Below are 19,811 nucleotides of genomic sequence, written 5' to 3'. Positions count from 1 at the left end.
CAAAAGGGAAGCCATGCTTCCCTTTTGTACTTTCAGCGGTTTATGGACTTGAAGCAGTGGTTTCGTAGGTTAAGCAGGGATGCCATCACAGAAAGAGTCAGGGTTTGAGAATGTTGTGTAGACTTCGGCCGGCCGGCCGCGACCGATGCCTCCACCCGCCACGTTCGTGGTGTAGGTGACCTCGCAAGGCCCAAACGGTACTTGAGCCAGGAATGGACGGTAAGTGATCTCGACATTAAAGCCGTTGGCTACATCGCCAGCGGTCAAGGGCAGGGTTGTAATAGTCAGTTCAAAGGGGCCCGGTGGAAAAAAAGGGAAGTCGTTAGTGATAGTGACCATAACCTCCACGGTATTGCCCACTACCAGCCTGGGATCGCCCGGAATGTGAAGTATGGCGGCCAGTACCGGGGGCGAACCAGGCAGCCGTGGTACCAGCGACTCACAGGTCCAGTCGCCAAAATCGAGACGTTCATATACTGCCGGCGCCAGTTCCACCGTCACGGCATCGATCACATTGACGGTGGTAACGGGCGACGGGTTTTCATTGATAGTGCCGGGGCCAGTGACCGAATAGCTGACAAGCTGCAGATTGTTCCCGTGGCGGGCAACCACCTCCCAGGGAATGGTGAACGTCGCGTCGGCGCCGGGAACCGTAGTGCTTAAAGGGAAAGGCCCGACACGCTCTTTGGAGGCGCCCCAATACAGGTAAAACTGATTGTCTGGGTGAGGCAGTGCCGCGATATTCCAGAGTGGAATCACAATAGTCACAGGTCGGTTCGCATCGCCAATGCGCAGGATGTTCAATTCGCCTGAAACCTCGCCAAACACTTGTGCCGGGTTCAGCCCAGGGTTTATGTCGCCTGGTTCCAGTGTGCCCGGCAATACAGGGCCTTCTACTGACAAGTCGAGCCGGACGTTTTTAGTTGGCGAGAGGAAGAACACACCGTTGCGATCAATCCGGTATCGCACGCCTACTGTCTGAGGGCCTAGGGTCGCGGTATAGGCGGCCTTGATCGCGTCATTCATATTACTGAAAACTACCGGGAAGCCACTGAGTTCAGGGCTTTGCGGACCAAAGGGTTCGCTTTCCCATTGTGTCTCGAACTTGTCCAGCCCTGTAGCGAAATTAAGATACTGTTCGATATGGAGTTTAATTCCCTGCACATAGTCCGCAATGCTGAGCAAATCATCCGTGCTACCGTCACGTGGGGCCGGCGCGAGCGGTAGGAAAGGTTCCAATGGTACAGGGTCCGTCAATAACGAAACCGTGCGGAACTCATTGAACGATGGGCGACTGACATTCCCTGCCCGGTCCGTGATGGTGTAGAAAATATAATACAGCCCACTCAAGATGATCTGGTTGGCTGGCAGGAAGTAGCTGGTCTGGGCGGGTGGCGGCAGCATCGGCACACCTGCACCAGTGACCAGATACTCTGGTCGTGTGTCCATTACCGGGCTGAAGTAAATGTTAATCAAATCTCCCGCTTCAAATCGCCCGGACTGCGAACTAAAGGTGTTTGGGGGAATACTGATATCCAGGCCGCCCTGGTTTATCAGGAATGCATTGTCGATAACCGTCCCCACCGGCGCATTGACTAATGTCGGAACGGTCGGTTGCTCACGTGACGACGCTAGCGCGTAAGGCGCAATGAGATCGACCCGGAACGCGGCAGGGCTGGACTCATCCCGCGAAGGGCCTGGGACACCACCGGAATTGCGGTATTGCACGACTTTGAGTTCATAAAAACCATGCTGGAACTCAAGCTCGGGAGGCGGAGCAGGAATAAATCTATCAAGGATTGCGGGCACTGGGGTCTCGTTGATCTGGAATGGGGGCAAAAAGGTCCTCCAGGTAGGCACCGGATCTGTGGTTGTGCGAATTTGAATACCCAGCCAATCGGTCGGCACCGAGATCAGCCCGGTTCTACACTCCACGGTGATACCCGCACGGGCAACGACCGCTGGAATAAGACCCGTTGCATCATCCAGGGCTTCTGCAATCGTGGGTGCATCCATAAGCAAAGGTTCTGGTGTAATGGTGACGTCAGGGTTGCTGCTCATATCAGTCTCTCCTTTAGTACTTAATGTAGACAGCGCACAAACACTCCCCCAGCCGTAAGACATGCGGCCAAACAAACCGACTTTGGATTTACCCGTCAGAAGTTCAATGAAACGTGCGCGGTATTCCAACACTCATGACACGAAGCCCTCGGAATCAGGGTTCGGGGCCATTGCCATCAATCCAGCAATAGATCGGGTTTGGCGGCGGTGGCGAGGTATTGACTACCCGATCGAACGGCACATACCTGGAATCAGACCGGCCAATGATCACGCCCCCCCTGGACACCGTGTAACTGGCCTCTCCTCCGGCGTTTTCTTTCAGGGGCCGGATCAATCGCTCGACATCGGTAATCAAGAAGACATAGCCCGATGCATCGATGACCCCATCCCAATAATGCGTGAGGGTTTCCACGATATTGGGGTCTGGATTGACATCCGGGTACAGGCCATACCCCTGGAACCGCAGCGTAATCAGATCGCCAGAAAGTATGTCCACGTGAGGGGCGATGAACACCTCGACATAGGACCAGATCGCAGGATCGGAATCGCAGGTCATGTAGCCGTTAGGATGCGACTCTGATTGCGGGAAATGGGGCCGAGGGTATCTGGACGGCGGAAGGCCGGTTTGCAGCCCGGCTTGCGCCACCAGTGAAAACAGCGGGTTGATGTTGCCAGCACGGTCCTTCAGGCGATAGAAGCAGAAGATCCAGAGCGCCCCCGGAAAACGACGGAACACGTCGCTGGGCACATCCACGAATATGCGGCCGGTGGCGCTGGTCAACGGCGCGGAAATCAGGGTGGGCACGCCGGTTGGCAAGGTATTCATGTCTGAAAAATACAGCAGTACCTCATCACCGATCTCACGCCCCAGATATCCCTTGGGGATTTCCATGCGCACCAGAGGGTTGGCGACCAGGTAGGCCTCGGTAATCGGATCAATGGGAAAAATGGCCGGTGCCAGCAACGCGCCACCGCCGGGCGCATCGCGGTCGATCCTGAGCGTCACCACCTCAGAGGTATCGAAGCTGGGGCTGTTCGGCGTGCTGTTATGGATGCGAAACCTCAGATCAACAATTGCACTGTTCAGCAGGAGTACCTGGGGTATCTGCATGGGGTAGGGAAAGTCGGCGGCAGTCATCGACTCAGGCAGCAAAACCGGTGGCAGATCGACGGGGCGGGCGCCGTGCACGCGCCACTCGAACACCAGATATTGCGGCCTGCCCGGGCCCGGTAGAAACGCCCAGGGCTTCGGAATCAAAAGCCGTAAGTCCGAAAAGTAATACTGTGCCGGCAACAACCCGTCAGGCAGCGCGTCGACGACGATGGGCGCGTCAATCGCCCGGACACCTGGGCCTTGGGGGCCAGCATTGTGGGTGCTCATCTAAACCTCCCGTCCCTCGTACACGCCTATGCATCAACGGATCACAGCGCTACGGTTCTGTTGGGGCAATTGAACACCGCCTGTGGTGCTGCGGATACTGTCAGAATTAACAGGTACGTTCGCCGCTCGTCGGTTTGAGCAGCCCAATTTCACGCTTGCCCGAACAAAGATTTCTTGACGAGACGAGCTGGCTGGTGTTTTCTGAAACCGGTTTCAATGCCTCATGCACTGTCACCTCACACTAATAAAAAAGGCCCTGCCGTGACTTCATTCTCCGCCGCCCAGCGCAGCCGCGTGACCATGCTTGATGTGGCCCAACGCGCTGGCGTATCCAAGGCCAGCGTGTCGCGCTTTATCGGCGATGACCGCGCCCTGCTGTCCGATGCCATCGCCCTGCGTATCGAGCAAGCCATCGATGAGTTGGGCTACCGCCCCAACCAGATGGCCCGTGGCCTGAAACGCGGGCGCACACGCCTGATCGGCATGCTGGTGGCCGATATCCGCAACCCCTATTCGATTGCGGTGATGCATGGCGTGGAAACCGCCTGCCGCCGCCACGGCTACAGCCTTGTGGTGTGCAACACCGACCGCGATGACGAGCAGGAGCGCCAGCACCTGGCCGCCCTGCGTGCCTATAACATCGAAGGCTTGATCGTGAACACCCTGGGGCATCACCTCGAACAACTGCTGGAACTGCAACGGGAAATGCCCCTGGTGCTGGTGGACCGCAAGGTCGACGCACTGCACAGCGACCTGGTGGGCCTGGATAACCCGCGAGCCGTGAGCATGGCCCTGGACCACCTGGAGCAACAGGGCTACCGGGAGATCCTGCTGGTCAGCGAGGCCGCCGACGGCACCAGTTCGCGGGTTGAACGCATGGAAGGCTTCCATGCCCAAATCCGTCGCCGCAACCGACTGCATGGCGCCGTGCTGGAAATTGGCGCTGATTTGCCCGCCCGTTTGCAGGCATTTATTGCCTCACCCCAGGCCGGCCCCAAAGCCCTGTTCTGTGCCAACGGCGTCGCCGCACTGGCCTGTACCACAGCCCTGCGCGCGTTGGGGTGTCGGTTGTTCGAGGACGTGGGCCTGATTGCCCTGGATGACCTGGAATGGTACCCGCTGGTAGGCAGCGGCATCACCGCCCTGGCCCAGCCGACCGAAGCCATAGGCGCCAGCGCCTTTGAGTGTTTGCTCAAGCGCTTGCGCGGCGATACCTCGCCCACCCGCTCCCTGGATTTTGCCCCGCAACTGATCGTCCGAGGTTCAACCCGCCCCCTGTAGGCGTCGCCGCCTGGGGGGCGTTTTTTTATTTACAGATGAAACCGGTTTCAGAGATCAATAAAAATGCATAAATACCCCGTTTCCATCAGCCTCTCCAGCTACGGTGCCGACCTGGTCCGCCAGCGTGGCCAGTTGAGTTTCGTCGAATTGCTGGCCGCTGCCGGCGCCCAGCGCATTGAATGGCGTGAAGAACTGCTGACCAGCGAACAACCCGGCGAACTGGCCCAGGCCGCCGCCGCGCAAGATCTGGAGTGTGTGTTTTCGTCGCCCCTGGAGCTGTGGGGCGCCGGGCGTGCCCAAGCCCATTCGGAGCTGGCCGCCACCCTCGACCGGGCCCAGGCGTTCGGTGCACGCTGGTTAAAGGTTTCGCTGGGTTACTTCACCGACACCCACGACCTGCACAGCCTCGGCGCCCTGCTCAACCGCCACCCGGTGCGCTTGCTGGTGGAAAACGACCAGACCCTGCACGGCGGGCGTATCGAGCCGCTGCAGCGCTTTTTCGATGCCGCCGAACGCCTGGGCGTCCCGGTGAAGATGACCTTCGATATCGGCAACTGGCACTGGCAAGACCAGAGCGCCCTCACCGCCGCGCGCTTGCTCGGCCGGCATGTCGATTACCTGCACTGCAAGGCCGTGGCCCGGCGGGCCGACGGCAAGCTGATAGCCCTGCCGCCGGGCGCCGCCGACCTGCATCTGTGGGAACAATTGCTGCGCCTGATGCCCCGGGGGATCAGCCGGGCCGTGGAGTTCCCACTGCAAGGCGCGGACCTGCTGGCGGTCACCGCCGCCCAGGTCGCCGCCCTCGCCCATCTTGGCCAAGCCTCTGTGGAGAATGCCCATGTCTGACATCGATATCCTCTCGTTTGGCGAGACCATGGCAATGTTTGTCGCCGAGCAAACCGGCGACCTGGCCCAGGCCGGCCACTTTGAAAAACGCATCGCCGGCGCCGACAGCAACGTGGCGATCGGCTTGTCGCGCCTGGGCTTCAACGTGGCCTGGTTGAGCCGGGTCGGGGACGATTCACTGGGGCGTTTTGTGGTCGCTACCCTGGAACGCGAAGGCCTGGATTGCCGGCATGTGGCGGTGGATCCTGCGCAGCCTACCGGCTTTCAGCTCAAGTCCCGGGAAGACACCGGCAACGATCCGGTTGTCGAGTACTTCCGGCGCGGTTCGGCGGCCAGTCACTTGTCCTGCGCCGCCATCGTCCCCGAGCTGCTGCGGGCCCGGCACCTGCATGCCACCGGGATTCCACCCGCGCTGTCGCAGGCCACCGCCGAGCTGTCGCGCCAGTTGATGAGCGAGATGCGCGCGGCCGGCCGCAGCGTGTCCTTCGACCCCAACCTGCGCCCGTCGCTATGGCCCAGCACGCACAAGATGATCCGCGACATCAACGCCCTGGCCTGCCTGGCGCACTGGGTCTTGCCGGGCTTGAGCGAAGGTCGCCTGCTGACCGGCTTCGAGGACCCGGCGGATATCGCCGCCTTTTACCTCGACCAGGGCGTGGAGGCCGTGGCCATCAAGCTCGGGCCCCACGGTGCCTACTACCGCAGCCATCTGGACCAGGGTTTTGTCGCCGCCGTGCCGGTGGCCAAGGTGGTGGACACCGTCGGCGCTGGCGATGGCTTTGCCGTGGGCCTGATCAGTGCCCTGCTGGAAAACCTCAGCCTGGCCCAGGCGGTACAGCGCGCCAACTGGATCGGCAGCCGCGCCGTACAGAGCCGTGGCGATATGGAAGGCCTGCCGCTGCGCGCCGACCTGCCCGCCTGGCAAAAAACCGGCTGACCCCAGGCTTCAACCCGTTACCTGTTGCCACAACTACAACAAGCTCAGGAGCCCCCCATGAATCACCTGAAACTCGCCACACACCGTTGGTGGTACATCATGCCGATTGTGTTTATCACCTACAGCCTGGCGTACCTGGACCGCGCCAACTACGGCTTCGCCGCCGCCTCCGGGATGGCCGAAGACCTGATGATCACCCCGGGCATGTCCTCGCTGCTCGGCGCGTTGTTCTTCCTCGGCTACTTCTTCTTCCAGGTGCCGGGGGCGATCTATGCCCAGCGCCGCAGTGTGAAGAAGCTGATTTTTGTCAGCCTGATCCTGTGGGGCGGCCTGGCCACCCTGACCGGCGTGGTCTCCAACGCCTATATGCTGATTGCCATCCGCTTTATGCTCGGGGTGGTCGAAGCGGCGGTGATGCCGGCGATGCTGGTGTACCTGTGCCACTGGTTCACCCGCGCCGAACGCTCGCGGGCCAATACCTTCCTGATCCTCGGCAACCCGGTGACCATGCTGTGGATGTCGGTGGTGTCCGGCTACCTGGTACAGCATTACAGCTGGCGCTGGATGTTTATCATCGAAGGCCTGCCTGCGGTGTTCTGGGCCTTTATCTGGTGGCGCCTGGCCGATGAGCGCCCGGCCGATGCCAAATGGCTGAGCGCCGGCGAGAAACACGACCTGGAAACCGCCCTGGCCGCCGAGCAAGTCGGGCTCAAGGCGGTGAAAAACTATGCCGAAGCCTTCCGCTCGCCCAAGGTGATCATCCTCGCGCTGCAGTTCTTTTGCTGGAGCATCGGCGTCTACGGCTTTGTGCTGTGGCTGCCGTCGATCCTCAAGGCCGGCCTGCAGATGGATATGGTCGAGGCCGGCTGGCTGTCGGCGCTGCCTTACCTGGCGGCGGTGATTGGCATGCTTGTTGTGTCCTGGGGCTCGGACAAGCTGCAAAAACGCAAACGCTTTGTGTGGCCACCGCTGCTGATCGCCTCCGTGGCGTTTTATGGCTCCTACCTGTTGGGCGCCGAACATTTCTGGTGGTCGTACACCCTGCTGGTGATCGCCGGCGCCTGCATGTATGCGCCCTATGGGCCGTTTTTTGCCATCGTCCCGGAGATCCTCCCGGCCAACGTCGCCGGGGGCGCCATGGCCTTGATCAACAGCATGGGCGCCCTGGGCTCGTTTGGGGGCTCGTACCTGGTGGGTTACCTCAACAGCAGCACCGGCTCGCCGGGGGCGTCCTACCTGTTGATGAGCGGCGCGCTGCTGTTGTCAGTGGTGCTGACGATCCTGCTCAAACCCGAACAGCCCGGGGCGCGAGCCCTGCACTCGCTTGAATTGAAGGTCAGAACCTGATGAAAAAACATGTCGTGCTCTACAAAAAACTCTCCGCGCCGCTGATGGCCCGCCTGCATGAGGCCGCCGAGGTGACGCTGATTGACAGCCTCGACGCCAGCGGCCTGGCGCAACTGCGCGAGGCCTTGCCCACGGCCCATGGCCTGCTGGGAGCCAGCCTGCGCCTGGATGCCCAACTGCTGGACCTGGCACCGCGCCTGGAAGCGGTGGCCAGTGTTTCGGTAGGCGTCGATAACTACGACATCGGCTACCTGATCCGGCGCGGTATTTTGCTCAGCAACACCCCGGATGTGCTCACCGAAACCACCGCCGACACCGGCTTTGCCCTGATCCTCGCCACCGCCCGGCGCGTGGTGGAGCTGGCCAACCTGGTGCGCGCCGGTAACTGGAACCAGAACATCAGCCCCTTGCACTTTGGCAGCGATGTACACGGCAAGACCCTGGGCATCATCGGCATGGGGCGCATTGGTGAAGCCCTGGCGCAGCGCGGGCACTTTGGCTTTGGCATGCCGGTGATCTACCACAGCCATTCGCCCAAGCCTTGGGTCGAGCAACGTTTCGGCGCGCACTACCGCAGCTTGCCGGAGTTGCTGCAACAAGCCGATTTTGTCTGCCTGACATTGCCGTTGACTACCGAGACTCAGGGGTTGATTGGCGCCAAGGAGTTCGCCCAGATGGGCCCGGAGACGATTTTCATCAATATCTCCCGGGGCAAGGTGGTGGACGAAGCGGCCCTGATCGATGCCTTGCAACAGCGCACAATCCGCGCGGCGGGGCTGGATGTGTTTGAGCGCGAGCCGCTGAACCATGATTCGCCGCTGCTGCGCTTGAACAATGTGGTGGCGACGCCGCATATCGGCTCGGCCACCCATGAGACCCGGGAAGCGATGGCGCGGTGCGCGGTGGATAATCTGCTGGCGGCGTTGGCGGGGGAGCGGCCGAAAAATCTGGTCAATCCCACTGTGTGGGGAGCCTGACAGGCGGTGCATCAGCCACTAGAAATAGTGACTGATACAGCGCTATCGCGGGCAAGCCCGCTCCCACAGGGGGGCTTGGTCGGGCACTGAATTTCAGCCACGCCACAATTTAAATGTGGGAGCTGGCTTGCCTGCGATAGCGGTATGCCAGCCACCCAAGCCTTCCCTGCTTAGATCACAAACCGCGCCACCATGGCATTCAAGTCCACCGCCAGGCGCGACAGTTCATGGCTGGCGGCGCTGGTCTGGTTGGCGCCGGCCGCCGATTGGGTCGCCAGGTCGCGGATGTTCACCAGGTTGCGGTCCACCTCGCGGGACACTTGGGCCTGCTCTTCGGACGCGCTGGCAATCACCAGGTTGCGCTCATTGATCAGGCTGATGGACTGGGTGATCTGTTCCAGCGCCACCCCGGCGGCGCGGGCCATTTCCAGGGTGCTGTGGGTGCGCTGGTTGCTCTGCTGCATGGACTGCACCGCGTCCCCGGTGCCGTTCTGGATGCCGGCGACCATTTTTTCGATTTCCTGGGTCGATTGCTGGGTGCGATGGGCCAGGGCGCGCACTTCATCGGCCACCACGGCAAACCCGCGCCCGGCTTCACCGGCGCGTGCGGCTTCGATGGCGGCGTTGAGGGCCAACAGGTTGGTTTGTTCGGCAATCGCCCGAATCACATCCAGCACTTTGCCAATATCGCGGCCCTGGGTCGCCAGGCCTTCGATCAATACCGAGGTGTTCTGCACGTCCTGGGTCATGGTCTGGATCGCCTCCACGGTTTGCACCACGCGGTCGCGCCCTTCCCGTGCGGCCTGGTTCGACTGGGTCGAGGCCTCGGAGGTGGACACGGCATTGCGCGCCACTTCTTCCACGGCGGCGGTCATTTCATTGACGGCGGTGGCGGCCTGGTCGATTTCGTTGTTCTGCTGCTGCAAGCCCTTGGAGGCTTCCTCGGTCACCGCGCTCAGTTCTTCGGCAGCGGAAGCCAGCTGTGTAGCCGAGCCGGCGATATGCTGGATCGTCTGGCGCAGGTTGCCCTGCATGGTGGCCAGGGCGCCGATCAGGCGCGCGGGTTCATCCTGGCCATCATCCTCGATAACCTTGCTCAGGTCGCCGCTGGAGATGGTTTGCGCCGCCGCCACCGCCTTGCGCAGCGGCGTGACGATGCTGCGGGTCAGCAACCAGGCGAGCAAGACGGTCATCAGCGCTGCAACCACCGACACCCCGATGATCCCGCTGATCGCATCGCTATAGCTGCGCCCGGCGTTTTCCCCGGCCTGCTTGGCATCGGCGGCGTTGATCGCAATCATCTTATTGAGCTGTTCCCCCATCTGATCGGTGCCGTCCTTGATCCGGCTGTTGATCAGGGCCCGCATTTCCTCGACCTTGTTCTGCTGGGACAGCGTCAGCATTTCAGCCTGGGCTTTGAGGTAGTTGTCCAACGTGGCTGCAAATGTCTTGTAGACCGCAGCCTCTTCGGCCCCGGCCGGCATCGCGGCATACCCGGCCTGGGCCTGGCGCGCCTTATCGACCAGTACCCCGATGCGCACTTGGGCTTCCTGCAGGGCTGCCGGTTCGCGGTTGACCAGCACCCGGAACGACAGAATGCGCAGGCGCAACACGTTCTCGGTCATATTGGCCAGGTAGCCGACACTCGGCAGTTGGTTGGCGCCCATATCCAGCGCGGCCTGGCGAATCAGCGTCATGCGGTTGACGGCAAACACCCCCAGAACAATCACAAGCAACGCAATAAACGCAAAACCGAGAAACGCCCGAGGTGCGATATTCAAATTACGGAGGGACATAGGAAAGCTCTCAAGAGGGGATGGCTGCGAGCATCCTTGCCGCGACACGGGACACCTGTTTTTTGTGGGGCCTTGCTGCGACGTCAGCATTAACGGGCCTATCCGTGTTATCGGCCGGCTTGAGGTTTTTTTGCAGGGGCCGGAGAAATATATTTTCACACTTTTGACAACGGGTACTTTCTGGCATCCTGCGCGTCCATTTTCTGACCCGAGCACGTATTTTGTCTGACGCTCAAGCCCCCCGCCCCCGTTATAAATCCGACCTGATCTATGGCCTGGAAGACCGCCCGCACTTCACCGCCGCGATCTTTGCCGCCCTACAGCATGTGCTTGCCAGCTTCGTCGGGATCATTACCCCGACCCTGATCGTCGGTGGCGTGCTGGGCCTGGAAAGCGAAGTGCCGTACCTGGTCAGCATGGCGCTGTTTGTCTCCGGCCTGGGCACGTTTGTCCAGGCGCGACGCTTCGGCCCGGTGGGCTCGGGCTTGCTGTGCCTGCAAGGCACCAGTTTTTCCTTTATCAGCGTGATCCTCAGTGCCGGCTTCATGGTCAAGGCCCGGGGCGGCGGCACCGATGAGATTCTCTCGACGATCTTCGGCATCTGCTTTTTCGCCGCGTTTATCGAAGTGGTGCTCAGCCAGTTCATCGGCAAATTGCGCAAGCTGATCACCCCGGTGGTGACCGGCACCATCATCACCTTGATGGGCTTGTCGCTGATCAAGGTCGCGGTTACCGACATGGCCGGCGGCTATGGCGCCGCCGACCTGGGCGCCGCCAGCAATATGGGGCTGGCGGCCCTGGTGCTGCTGACCATCGTGGTGCTCAACCGCTTCAATAACCCGTTCCTGCGCTTGGGCTCGATTGTCATCGGCCTGACCCTGGGCTTTGTGGTGGCCTGGTGGCTGGGGCGCGTTGACCTGGCGGCATTGCCCCAGGTGCCGCTGGTCAGCGTGCCGGTGCCGTTCAAGTACGGGTTTTCGTTCGACTGGGTGGCGTTTATCCCAGTGGCGGTGATCTTCCTGATTTCGCCCCTGGAGGCGGCCGGTGACCTGACCGCCAACTCGATGATTTCCCAGCAGCCGGTCAAGGGCCCGCTGTATATCAAGCGCATCAAGTCCGGCCTGCTGGCCGATGGCCTGAACTCGGTAATGGCCGCCACCTTCAATAGCCTGCCGATGGTGACCTTCGCCCAGAACAACGGGGTGATCCAGTTGACCGGCGTGGCCAGCCGCTATGTGGCGTATTTCATTGCCGGACTGCTGGTGTTGCTGGGCCTGTTCCCGATGATTGGCGCGGTGCTGCAACTGATGCCCAAGCCGGTACTGGGGGGCGCGACCCTGATTATGTTCGGCACGGTGGCGGTGGCCGGGATCAAGATCCTCGCCGAGGCCGGGCTGCATCGGCGCAATGTGCTGATCGTGGCGATTTCCCTGGGCATGGGCCTGGGCGTGGCGGCGGTGCCGGAAGTGCTGCGCGAGCTGCCCAAGGCCTTGCATAACATCTTCGAGTCGCCGATTACCGTCGGAGCGTTCTGTGCGATCCTGCTGAACATTTTCCTGCCTGAAGAGTTCATAGAGCTGCAAGAAGATGAATTTGACCCGGAAGCCTCTACCCTCAAGGTGATGCAGGACCCGGAACCGACGAAATAGGAACCCTTATGCGCAGATTGATCGGCCTGACCCTGTCTTTGATATTGCTCAGCCTGAGCGCCTGCGCCCTGTTCCCCAGCCGTGACCCGCTGCATATCAATGTGGTGGGCATCGAGCCGCTGCAAAGCCAGGACCTGGAGGTACGCTTTGCGGTCAAGCTGCGGGTGCAGAACCCCAATGACACGGCCATCGACTACAACGGCGTGGCCCTGGACCTGGAGGTCAATGGCCGGCCGCTGGCGGCTGGGGTGAGTGATCAGCAGGGCTCTATCCCGCGCTTTTCCGAGACGGTTCTGACAGTACCGGTCAGCGTTTCGGCGTTTTCGGTGTTGCGTCAGACCCTGGGCCTGAGCCAGACCCAGCGCTTGAACAACCTGCCCTATGTACTGCGCGGCAAGCTGGCGGGTGGGGTGTTTGGCACGATGCGCTTTGTCGATCGCGGCACCCTGGACCTGCCCAACAGCGTGACCTGGTAGACCACCTGTAGGCGCGAGCTTGCGCCTACTTGGCAGCCATCAGGCGGTTGACTTCGCTGCGTACCATGTTGGCAAATTCCGGTGGCGACATGCCGTCCAGCTCCGAACGCACCCATTCGGCCCATTTGCCCTTGCGCTTGGCGCGCTCGCCAAACAGCCGTGCACCCTCGCCCTTGGCCTTGCCCAGGTTGCTTTGCCACAAGTCGTACAGACGGGACTTTTCATCTTCAAGCGCCGCGCGCTCGGCAAGGGGCTTGTTGGCCAGATTGAAGCTCATGTGGAATTACCTGCTGCACAAATAGGTGACATCTTACACTGTAGGTCGAAAGGTCCGAATTCGGATTTTGCATCGTGTAGAGGCCCGGCGAAAAAAACTGCAACTTTTGCACCGCGCGAAGACTCCATTGTTCACTGCCCACTTACCCCGCAAGGAGCTACTCAATGGCCCGTAAAACTGCCGCTCAAGCTGTCGAAGAGCAAATCAAGGACCAGGCGTTCAGCGAACTCCAGGCCCTGATCGAAGAATCGGACAAACTGCTCAAAAGCAGCGCATCGCTGGTGGGAGAAGAAGGTGAAACCCTGCGCGAGCAGGTGGCGATCAAGCTCAAGCAGGCCCTGGAGTCGGTGTCCAACGTGCGTGAGCGCAGCAAGCCGGTGGTAGAGGCCACCGAAACCTATATCGGTGGCCACCCTTGGCAGACCGTCGCCATTTCCGCCGGCTTGGGCCTGGTGGTAGGCCTGCTGCTGGGCCGTCGCAACTGATCGATGCCACGGCCGGCGCGGCTTAGCCCGCGTCGGCCATCAGCCCTGCGCCAGCGTGCGCAGCCACGCCAGTTCATCCCCGTCCAACAAAATGCCTTCCTGCACGGCCTTGGCCCGGGTGCGATGACGCCGGTCGCCGGGCAAGCGGCGCAACCCCACCGCATGCATCTGCCGCACCAATTCCTGGCTGCGTTGGGCAAAGTCTTGCCCGGCGGTTTTGCTGGGGTCGATCACGATCAGCAACTGGCCGGTCCAGGGCGTCTTGGCGCCGGGGTGGTTGGACCAATCGAACTCAAATGAGAAGTTGCCTCCGGTCAGGGCGGCGGCCAGCAACTCCACCATCATCGACAGCGCCGAGCCCTTGTGCCCGCCAAACGGCAACAGCGCACCGCCTTCGAGAATCGCCTTGGGGTCCTGGGTTGGCTGGCCCAGGCTGTCGACCCCAGTGCCCGGCGGCACCCGCTCGCCCTTGCGCGCAGCAATCTGTACATCGCCATGGGCAATGGCGCTGGTGGCCAGGTCAAACACAATCGGCGGCCCATCGGCCCGTGGTGCGGCAAACGCGATGGGATTGGTGCCGAACAGGGGCCGATCCGCACCGTGGGGCACTACGCATGTCATGCTATTGACCACGCTCAGGGCTACCAGGCCTTCTTCGGCAAACGGCTCCACATCCGGCCACAGGGCGGCAAAGTGATGAGAGTTACGAATCGCGAGTACCGCGATCCCGGCGCTGCGGGCCTTGGCCACCAATAACGGGCGGGCGGCGGCCAGGGCGGGCTGGGCAAAGCCATTGGCGGCGTCCACCCGCACGAACCCCGAGGCAACATCCTCAACCACCGGCACCGCCTGGCCATTGACCCAGCCGCTGTCCAGGGTCGAGACATAGCCGGGTATGCGAAACACCCCATGGCTATGCGCCCCATCCTGCTCGGCGCGGGCGCAGTTGTCGGCCAGCACACAGGCAACCTCGGGCGAGGCGCCATGCCGGATGAAGATGCTCGTGAGCAGTGTCACAAGTTCAGTGAAGCCAAGGGGTGTGGCTGACATCTGAAGCTCCAGAATTGTTATTGGGAGGGGCAACAGCCTGCGGAATCCAGCGCATTGATTAACAACGTGTGACCAGTGAGCTGTCAACCACCGGCAGCGGTTGCGCGCTATTTATTTAATGCCTGGGCAATGCCCCCCGCTCCTAGGCTCGCTGCATCTATAGCCTGCACCGAGCCTTTGCGATGGACGACCTGCAACCCCCCTATTTCTTCCCCGAGGCCATGCGCCTGGCCAAACACTTGAGTGCCCGCGAGCGGCATCGCGGTATCACCGACCTTGACCGGAGTTTCTTGCGCAACCTGTTCTTTGCCAACGCGGCCGGGCGCAAGGCGCAGTCGCCGCCGATGATCGCCGAACGCTTGCTGATCAACCGCCCCGAACAGCAACCGATGGAGCTGGCGGGGGCATTCGTGATGGGCTCGCAGGGCAGCTACAGTTCGGTTTTTTTCTATGGCCCAGTGACCGGCCTGGAAAAATTCAGTGACTATGAACAGTTGATACACACGCTGGAAAGCCGCCTGCGCGACGCTCAGAAACAGCGCGAACTCCTGCATTTCCTGGCCATTGACCAGCGGGCCGGCTTTACCTTTGCGGCAGGTTCAAGCCTCACGCGGCAACTGATCGAGGGCAATGTCTTCGACGAACAAAAGGCCTGTATCGAGCGTTACCAGCACCTGAATGTCCAGGTCATGCTTGATGAACTGGGCAAGTTGCCGTTGATGGAAACCCTGCTGGATCAACTGCTGGCCAGTACCTTGCACACATCCCTGGCGAACATCGACCAGCGCAAGACCCATGTGTTTTTCTACGCCCTGGCCACCTCCCCCACGGACCAGGACCGGTGGGTGAATGCGCTGTTGTTGCGCGATGCCTTGTTGCTGTATTACCGGCAACAGTCCTGGCCGGTTGGCCTGCGCCGGGTATTTCTGAACCCACAGGTGGCCGCCACCCAGACGCAAGCGCAAACCCACTGGGAGGACGGCATCAAACAGGCCGCCCAGCAGTTGCCTCTGTTCCTGCGCAACGCACTTGAGACCTACTGGAACAGCCCTGTGGCTGCTGGCTGTTCAAGGCGTGAGTACTTTGCCCAGGCCATAAGTGATAAATCCCGGGTCGATTTACTGTTCAAGCGCCAGGAAGAGGTGATCTCGGCTGAACAGTGGCAAGAGTTGGACGCCCTCTACCTGCCCGCCGAACGTCGCACCACACTCGCTATCGAAAAAGTCCGCCTGTGGGAGCACTACCCCCATTACGTCGAACTGGCCAGTACGCTGGTCATCACCAACAGCGCGGCCTTTCTCTATACCCAGTCCAAGGGTTTGCAGGTACTCAAGGACTACAGCGACCTGCAGGCAACACTCAGGGCCATGGTGGGGGCACGCGGGCATGAAGATGACTTCTTCGGTTTCCTGGCCCTGGAGGAACGCGCGCGGTTTGTCGGTTTTCAACAGCCGCAGTTCAGTCCGGCCCCCTTCAGTGGCCCGGTGTTCAAGCGCTTGCTTGAAGACATCATCGCCAAGCAGCAGCAGAACCTCGAATACTGCCTGGATGTTTACCGACGCCATCAAGGGACGATGGATGCCTATGCCCTGCTCGATCACGGCCTGGATATCCGTGCCCTGCTTGACCATCGGTTGCTGGCATTGGACGCCAGGGGACGCTGGAGCACGCACCCGGCCGCCCCCTCGGTGCCCGCAGAAAAGGCGCGCCTGACCCTCCGCCAACTGCACAGCGTGGAGAATGCGCTGGCTAGCCTGCTGGCGCTGGTCCCCAGCCTTGAGACGGTAATTGCCGACCAACTGCGTGCAACGTTCAGCACCTCTACCGTGCTGCCGCTGAACCCGCAAGACCTTTACATCAACCGCTATGCAGGCCATGCCGACGATCAGGAGCGACGCACGCCACGGGCCAGCCAGAGCGTGCTGGAGCATTGCATCGCTCGCCTGATCGGCCAGGCGCAGGCCATCCCGGTCACACCGGAGTACGCGGTGTACGGGCCACGGATCCGCGGCCAGGCGAGTAAACGGCTGGAGCTGAGCATTGACCGACTCAATACCATGGTGGAGCACTGGCTGCTTGGCCTGAGCCTCCAGACGATCGCACAGATCCCCCGCGCCGGCCTGGAAGCTGCGCTGCCCAAGCTGGTGCACAGCATGTCAGTGGGGATTCTGGAGGAAGCCCGCCTCAGGGGGCAGGACAAGAGCCTCGACGAGCGTGATATCCAGATCCTGCAGACAGTGTTGAGCCCGGATAACGCCACGCCTGAGCGGCGCCGTACATTGAAAGGCTTTACGCCGGATGCATTCACCCTGTCGGTGCGGGTGAATGGCCAAACCACGCTGCATCGCCTGGCCAACTGTTTTGTGCTCACCGAGCGCGGAGGTCTCGACCCGCATCATTCTGGACACGCCGTGTTATGGACGCCGGCCGCTGGCGTGGAAGTCTTCGCCTCGGTCAGTGCCCTGAACGATACCCTGGCGCATCGGCTACGCAGCCCAACCCGACGCTTGAGCCTGCTGGAAAACCTGGCCGCCCCTGCGCGCCTGCCCCATCAATGCTATGAGCCGGGGCCGTTGCAGTTGATAAAAGAACCCGCCCTGCAGGAGTGCCAGCAGTCGTGGATCAATCAGTACATCGCCCAGCGCCAACACACCCTGGGGCTCAAGGCCAAAGCGCAGTCATTGCTCCAGGCACTGGGGCAGGTGCGCAAAAAGCTCCCGGTCAATAACCTCCAGCGTGCGGCGGCTATTGCACGGCTGGCAGAACTGCGGCACTCCCTACCGGACGGGCTGGGAGCGGCGCCTCCCCGGGAGCAGCAGCGCCAGGCGGAAATCCTCGAGCAATACCGCATCAATACCCTGCATGGCCGGGATTATCTGGATGAACTTCAGCCACTGCGTCAGCACGTGGCGGACCGCCTCAACGCTATGCTCGTCGATTATTCAGTCTTTGCTGCGGATGTGACGATTGTGCCCAGGTTGGCCCTGGCCGGCCAACGCCAAGGCTTGCTGGATTTCGCCATGAACCCCGCCAGCCTGCAAACCGCCGGGTTTGATGTGCTCTGCCAGGCTCCCAGCCTGACCGAGGCCGTCGTGCGCCAGATGCTGTTGCAGTTCAAAGCCCACGAGGATTATCAAGCCTATGTGACGGAACGTTTATCGGCTGCCAACCCCGGTTTCGAGCGGCGCCTGAAGGACTTCAGCCAGCAAGTGCCCTGGCAGCTGTTACAGCACGCCCACGCCCTCAAGCTACAGGAACGCCTTTCAGAACGGGGCTTTGACCTGATCCAGCAGGTGGTCGACATGCCAGACGCCATTGCCCGCGCAGCGGTCATGGGCACGACGGCCAGGGTCAGGCCCCTGGAGTTGATTGCCACGGCCGGCGCTGCGCCAGCAACCGCCCTGGGGCTGTACCTCATTGGCGCCGGGCGCCAGGGGGTGCAGGTGTTGTATGCGCCTTATCATCCGACCTTGAGCTTTACCGAGTTCGAGAACGAAGCACAGTGCCTGGAGGCCCTGAACCGGCCCGGCGCCCTGCAAGACTGTGTGCTCAAGCGCCTGCCCGCGCCCCAGGACGCCACGGATCGGAACTTGCTGGCCAGCACCCTGGGATTCAATCCGATCCAGGGCAACCTGTTCAGCCAACTGTTCGACGACAACCGGCAGTTGCTTCTGAAGTTGCTGGGCACCCAATTGATCAGCGGGGCTGAAGAGGAATGGGAAACCATCAAGCAGGTATTCAGTGGTTCGGTTGGCCGGGTGATCGGCTTTTTGCCTGGCAAGCTGGCGTTGCCCTGGGTGATCTGGCAGAGCATTTCCCTGTTCACCGAGTCCGCCGAGGCCTTGCAAGACCATCATTGGCGCCGGGCCTTGCAGGCGTTTATCGACGGCGTTGCGCAAATGGCCGCAGTTGGCCAGGCCTTGCAGCAAGCAAAGTCGCTCATCCTGGAGCCGATAGAAGAAACACCCCTTGCACCGTTGCCCTCTATGAACTGGCCGCTGGACATCACCACCCCTGAACGCACCGTGCTGTCGCCCAGCGAAGTGCATGATGTGGCGCTGGTCAACCTCAAGCACAACGCCCTGAAGGGGATATACCAGCATAACGCTGCGTCCTACATTCCCATGGCTGGCAAGGTGTATCAGGTCAACCCCCTTGGCGCGTTCTGGCGCATTGCGACGGAGCAGCAAAACGGCCCGTTTGTGTGGCGCAATACCCTGGGGCAATGGGTGGTCGATACGCGCAACCATATCGCGCGCTTTGGCCAGACTTATGGCCGCCTGCAGGACCGCTCAGAAACTCGGACTGCGGCACGTCAGATAATGAACATCGAAGCGGTTGGCATGCAGGCAATTCGTGCGCTGTATCCCGAGCGGGCCCGGATGATCGTGGAGGCGCTCGACCTGGCGACGTTTTATGTACAGAACTGTAAGTTGAACCTGGGGTTGCTGGCACCTGGGATAGCCCCTGTGACGCGGATCCATCGCTTCATCAATGAGTTTTTTGGGATTGATATCGACCCGGATCATGGCCCGCAAGAGATTGATCCGGTCCTGGTGCAAAAGCTGCACCGCATTGTCGACCTGATCCTCGCCGGCCTGCTGGATCCGACGCTGTCTACGATCGATTCAAAGCGTTTCGTCGTGGGCGCCCATCGAACGGACCCACAACAGAATTGGGGGTTTGTCATCGACAATGATCCGCAGCGACGGTTTTACCTGACCGAACACTTCTTTACGCCGCCGTTGAGCAACTATGACAATCACCTGCCGGATTATTTCGACCGGGCGGCTCATGCGCGGGCGACGATGTTGATTCATGAGATGAGCCATGTGGTGGCGATGACAGCCGATGCCGCCTACCTGAACGCGGTGATGCCGTTTTCCGATCTGATCGAGACGTTGACGCAGGCTGGGCGCACCCTGTCGGATTCCCAGAAAAGCTACCAGGACCAGAGCTACTCGCGCAAAACCCCCATCACCCAACTGTTCAAGTTCCCCGATATCAGTGGCACCTTCTGGCGTGACCTTGGAGCGACCCCTGAAACCGGGCACATCAAAAATCAGATACTGCGCACCACCGGGGGCGTGGATTTGAGCAACGCGCGGGGGATTTTCATGAGCAACCTGGCCAGGCGAGTCGACACGATGCTGGACAATGCCGACTCGGTGGCGTTCCTGATCAGTCACCTGGGTCGCCAGTTGGACCCAGTGCCCTCCAGTCGAAGGGAGTCGATAAACTGATCGCC

At 61.2% G+C, this 19,811-nt stretch carries 14 protein-coding genes; 9 read left to right on the top strand and 5 right to left on the bottom strand.

Annotation, left to right across the window (positions count from 1 at the left end; genetic code table 11):
• Positions 1-69: 69 nt before the first annotated feature.
• Together AC07W7_RS02165 and AC07W7_RS02160 are read right to left on the bottom strand one after the other, a co-directional pair.
• A complete protein-coding gene (locus tag AC07W7_RS02165; RefSeq protein WP_495038544.1) occupies positions 70-2,061 on the bottom strand; it encodes a hypothetical protein in 1,992 nt (663 codons plus the stop codon).
• Between the two features lie 154 nt (positions 2,062-2,215).
• The gene (locus tag AC07W7_RS02160; RefSeq protein WP_495038543.1) at positions 2,216-3,442 is read right to left on the bottom strand and encodes a hypothetical protein; all 1,227 of its coding nucleotides are present in this window, start codon (positions 3,440-3,442) and stop codon (positions 2,216-2,218) included.
• Between the two features lie 261 nt (positions 3,443-3,703).
• Here AC07W7_RS02160 and AC07W7_RS02155 point away from each other — a divergent pair, with 261 nt between their 5' ends.
• From AC07W7_RS02155 to AC07W7_RS02135, 5 genes are all read left to right on the top strand, one after another.
• Positions 3,704-4,723: a LacI family DNA-binding transcriptional regulator gene (locus AC07W7_RS02155; protein WP_495038542.1), complete on the top strand. Its 1,020-nt coding sequence runs from the start codon at positions 3,704-3,706 to the stop codon at positions 4,721-4,723.
• A 63-nt stretch (positions 4,724-4,786) separates the two neighbouring features.
• Positions 4,787-5,569: a sugar phosphate isomerase/epimerase family protein gene (locus AC07W7_RS02150; RefSeq protein WP_495038541.1), complete on the top strand. Its 783-nt coding sequence runs from the start codon at positions 4,787-4,789 to the stop codon at positions 5,567-5,569.
• On the top strand, positions 5,562-6,506 hold the full coding sequence (locus AC07W7_RS02145) for a sugar kinase (protein ID WP_076961042.1): 945 nt from the start codon (positions 5,562-5,564) through the stop codon (positions 6,504-6,506). The genes AC07W7_RS02150 and AC07W7_RS02145 overlap by 8 nt, the downstream gene beginning before the upstream one ends.
• A gap of 57 nt (positions 6,507-6,563) precedes the next feature.
• On the top strand, positions 6,564-7,853 hold the full coding sequence (locus AC07W7_RS02140; protein ID WP_495038540.1) for an MFS transporter: 1,290 nt from the start codon (positions 6,564-6,566) through the stop codon (positions 7,851-7,853).
• A complete protein-coding gene (locus tag AC07W7_RS02135; protein WP_495038539.1) occupies positions 7,853-8,830 on the top strand; it encodes a 2-hydroxyacid dehydrogenase in 978 nt (325 codons plus the stop codon). The genes AC07W7_RS02140 and AC07W7_RS02135 overlap by 1 nt, the downstream gene beginning before the upstream one ends.
• A gap of 170 nt (positions 8,831-9,000) precedes the next feature.
• Here AC07W7_RS02135 and AC07W7_RS02130 read toward each other — a convergent pair whose 3' ends face one another.
• Complete coding sequence (locus AC07W7_RS02130; protein WP_495038538.1) at positions 9,001-10,626, bottom strand: methyl-accepting chemotaxis protein; 1,626 nt, start codon at positions 10,624-10,626, stop codon at positions 9,001-9,003.
• Positions 10,627-10,847: 221 nt separating this feature from the next.
• Here AC07W7_RS02130 and AC07W7_RS02125 point away from each other — a divergent pair, with 221 nt between their 5' ends.
• Positions 10,848-12,275: a nucleobase:cation symporter-2 family protein gene (locus AC07W7_RS02125; RefSeq protein ID WP_076961046.1), complete on the top strand. Its 1,428-nt coding sequence runs from the start codon at positions 10,848-10,850 to the stop codon at positions 12,273-12,275.
• An 8-nt stretch (positions 12,276-12,283) separates the two neighbouring features.
• Positions 12,284-12,751, top strand: a complete 468-nt coding sequence (locus tag AC07W7_RS02120; protein WP_495038537.1) for an LEA/WHy family protein — start codon at positions 12,284-12,286, stop codon at positions 12,749-12,751.
• Positions 12,752-12,776: 25 nt separating this feature from the next.
• Here AC07W7_RS02120 and AC07W7_RS02115 read toward each other — a convergent pair whose 3' ends face one another.
• Positions 12,777-13,028, bottom strand: a complete 252-nt coding sequence (locus tag AC07W7_RS02115) for a hypothetical protein (protein ID WP_038441493.1) — start codon at positions 13,026-13,028, stop codon at positions 12,777-12,779.
• Positions 13,029-13,192: 164 nt separating this feature from the next.
• Here AC07W7_RS02115 and AC07W7_RS02110 point away from each other — a divergent pair, with 164 nt between their 5' ends.
• Positions 13,193-13,513, top strand: coding sequence for an ElaB/YgaM/YqjD family protein (locus tag AC07W7_RS02110; RefSeq protein WP_076961048.1), 321 nt, complete (start codon positions 13,193-13,195; stop codon positions 13,511-13,513).
• 39 nt (positions 13,514-13,552) lie between these two features.
• Here AC07W7_RS02110 and AC07W7_RS02105 read toward each other — a convergent pair whose 3' ends face one another.
• Positions 13,553-14,563, bottom strand: a complete 1,011-nt coding sequence (locus AC07W7_RS02105) for an Ldh family oxidoreductase (RefSeq protein WP_495038536.1) — start codon at positions 14,561-14,563, stop codon at positions 13,553-13,555.
• Between the two features lie 182 nt (positions 14,564-14,745).
• On the opposite strand from AC07W7_RS02105, the gene AC07W7_RS02100 reads away from it, so the two are divergent.
• The gene (locus AC07W7_RS02100) at positions 14,746-19,806 is read left to right on the top strand and encodes a dermonecrotic toxin domain-containing protein (protein ID WP_495038535.1); all 5,061 of its coding nucleotides are present in this window, start codon (positions 14,746-14,748) and stop codon (positions 19,804-19,806) included.
• The last annotated feature ends 5 nt before the right edge of the window (positions 19,807-19,811 follow it).

Source organism: Pseudomonas sp. GW821-FHT01D09, from assembly GCF_059422465.1.
This window is presented reverse-complemented; position numbering and strand designations above follow the sequence as displayed.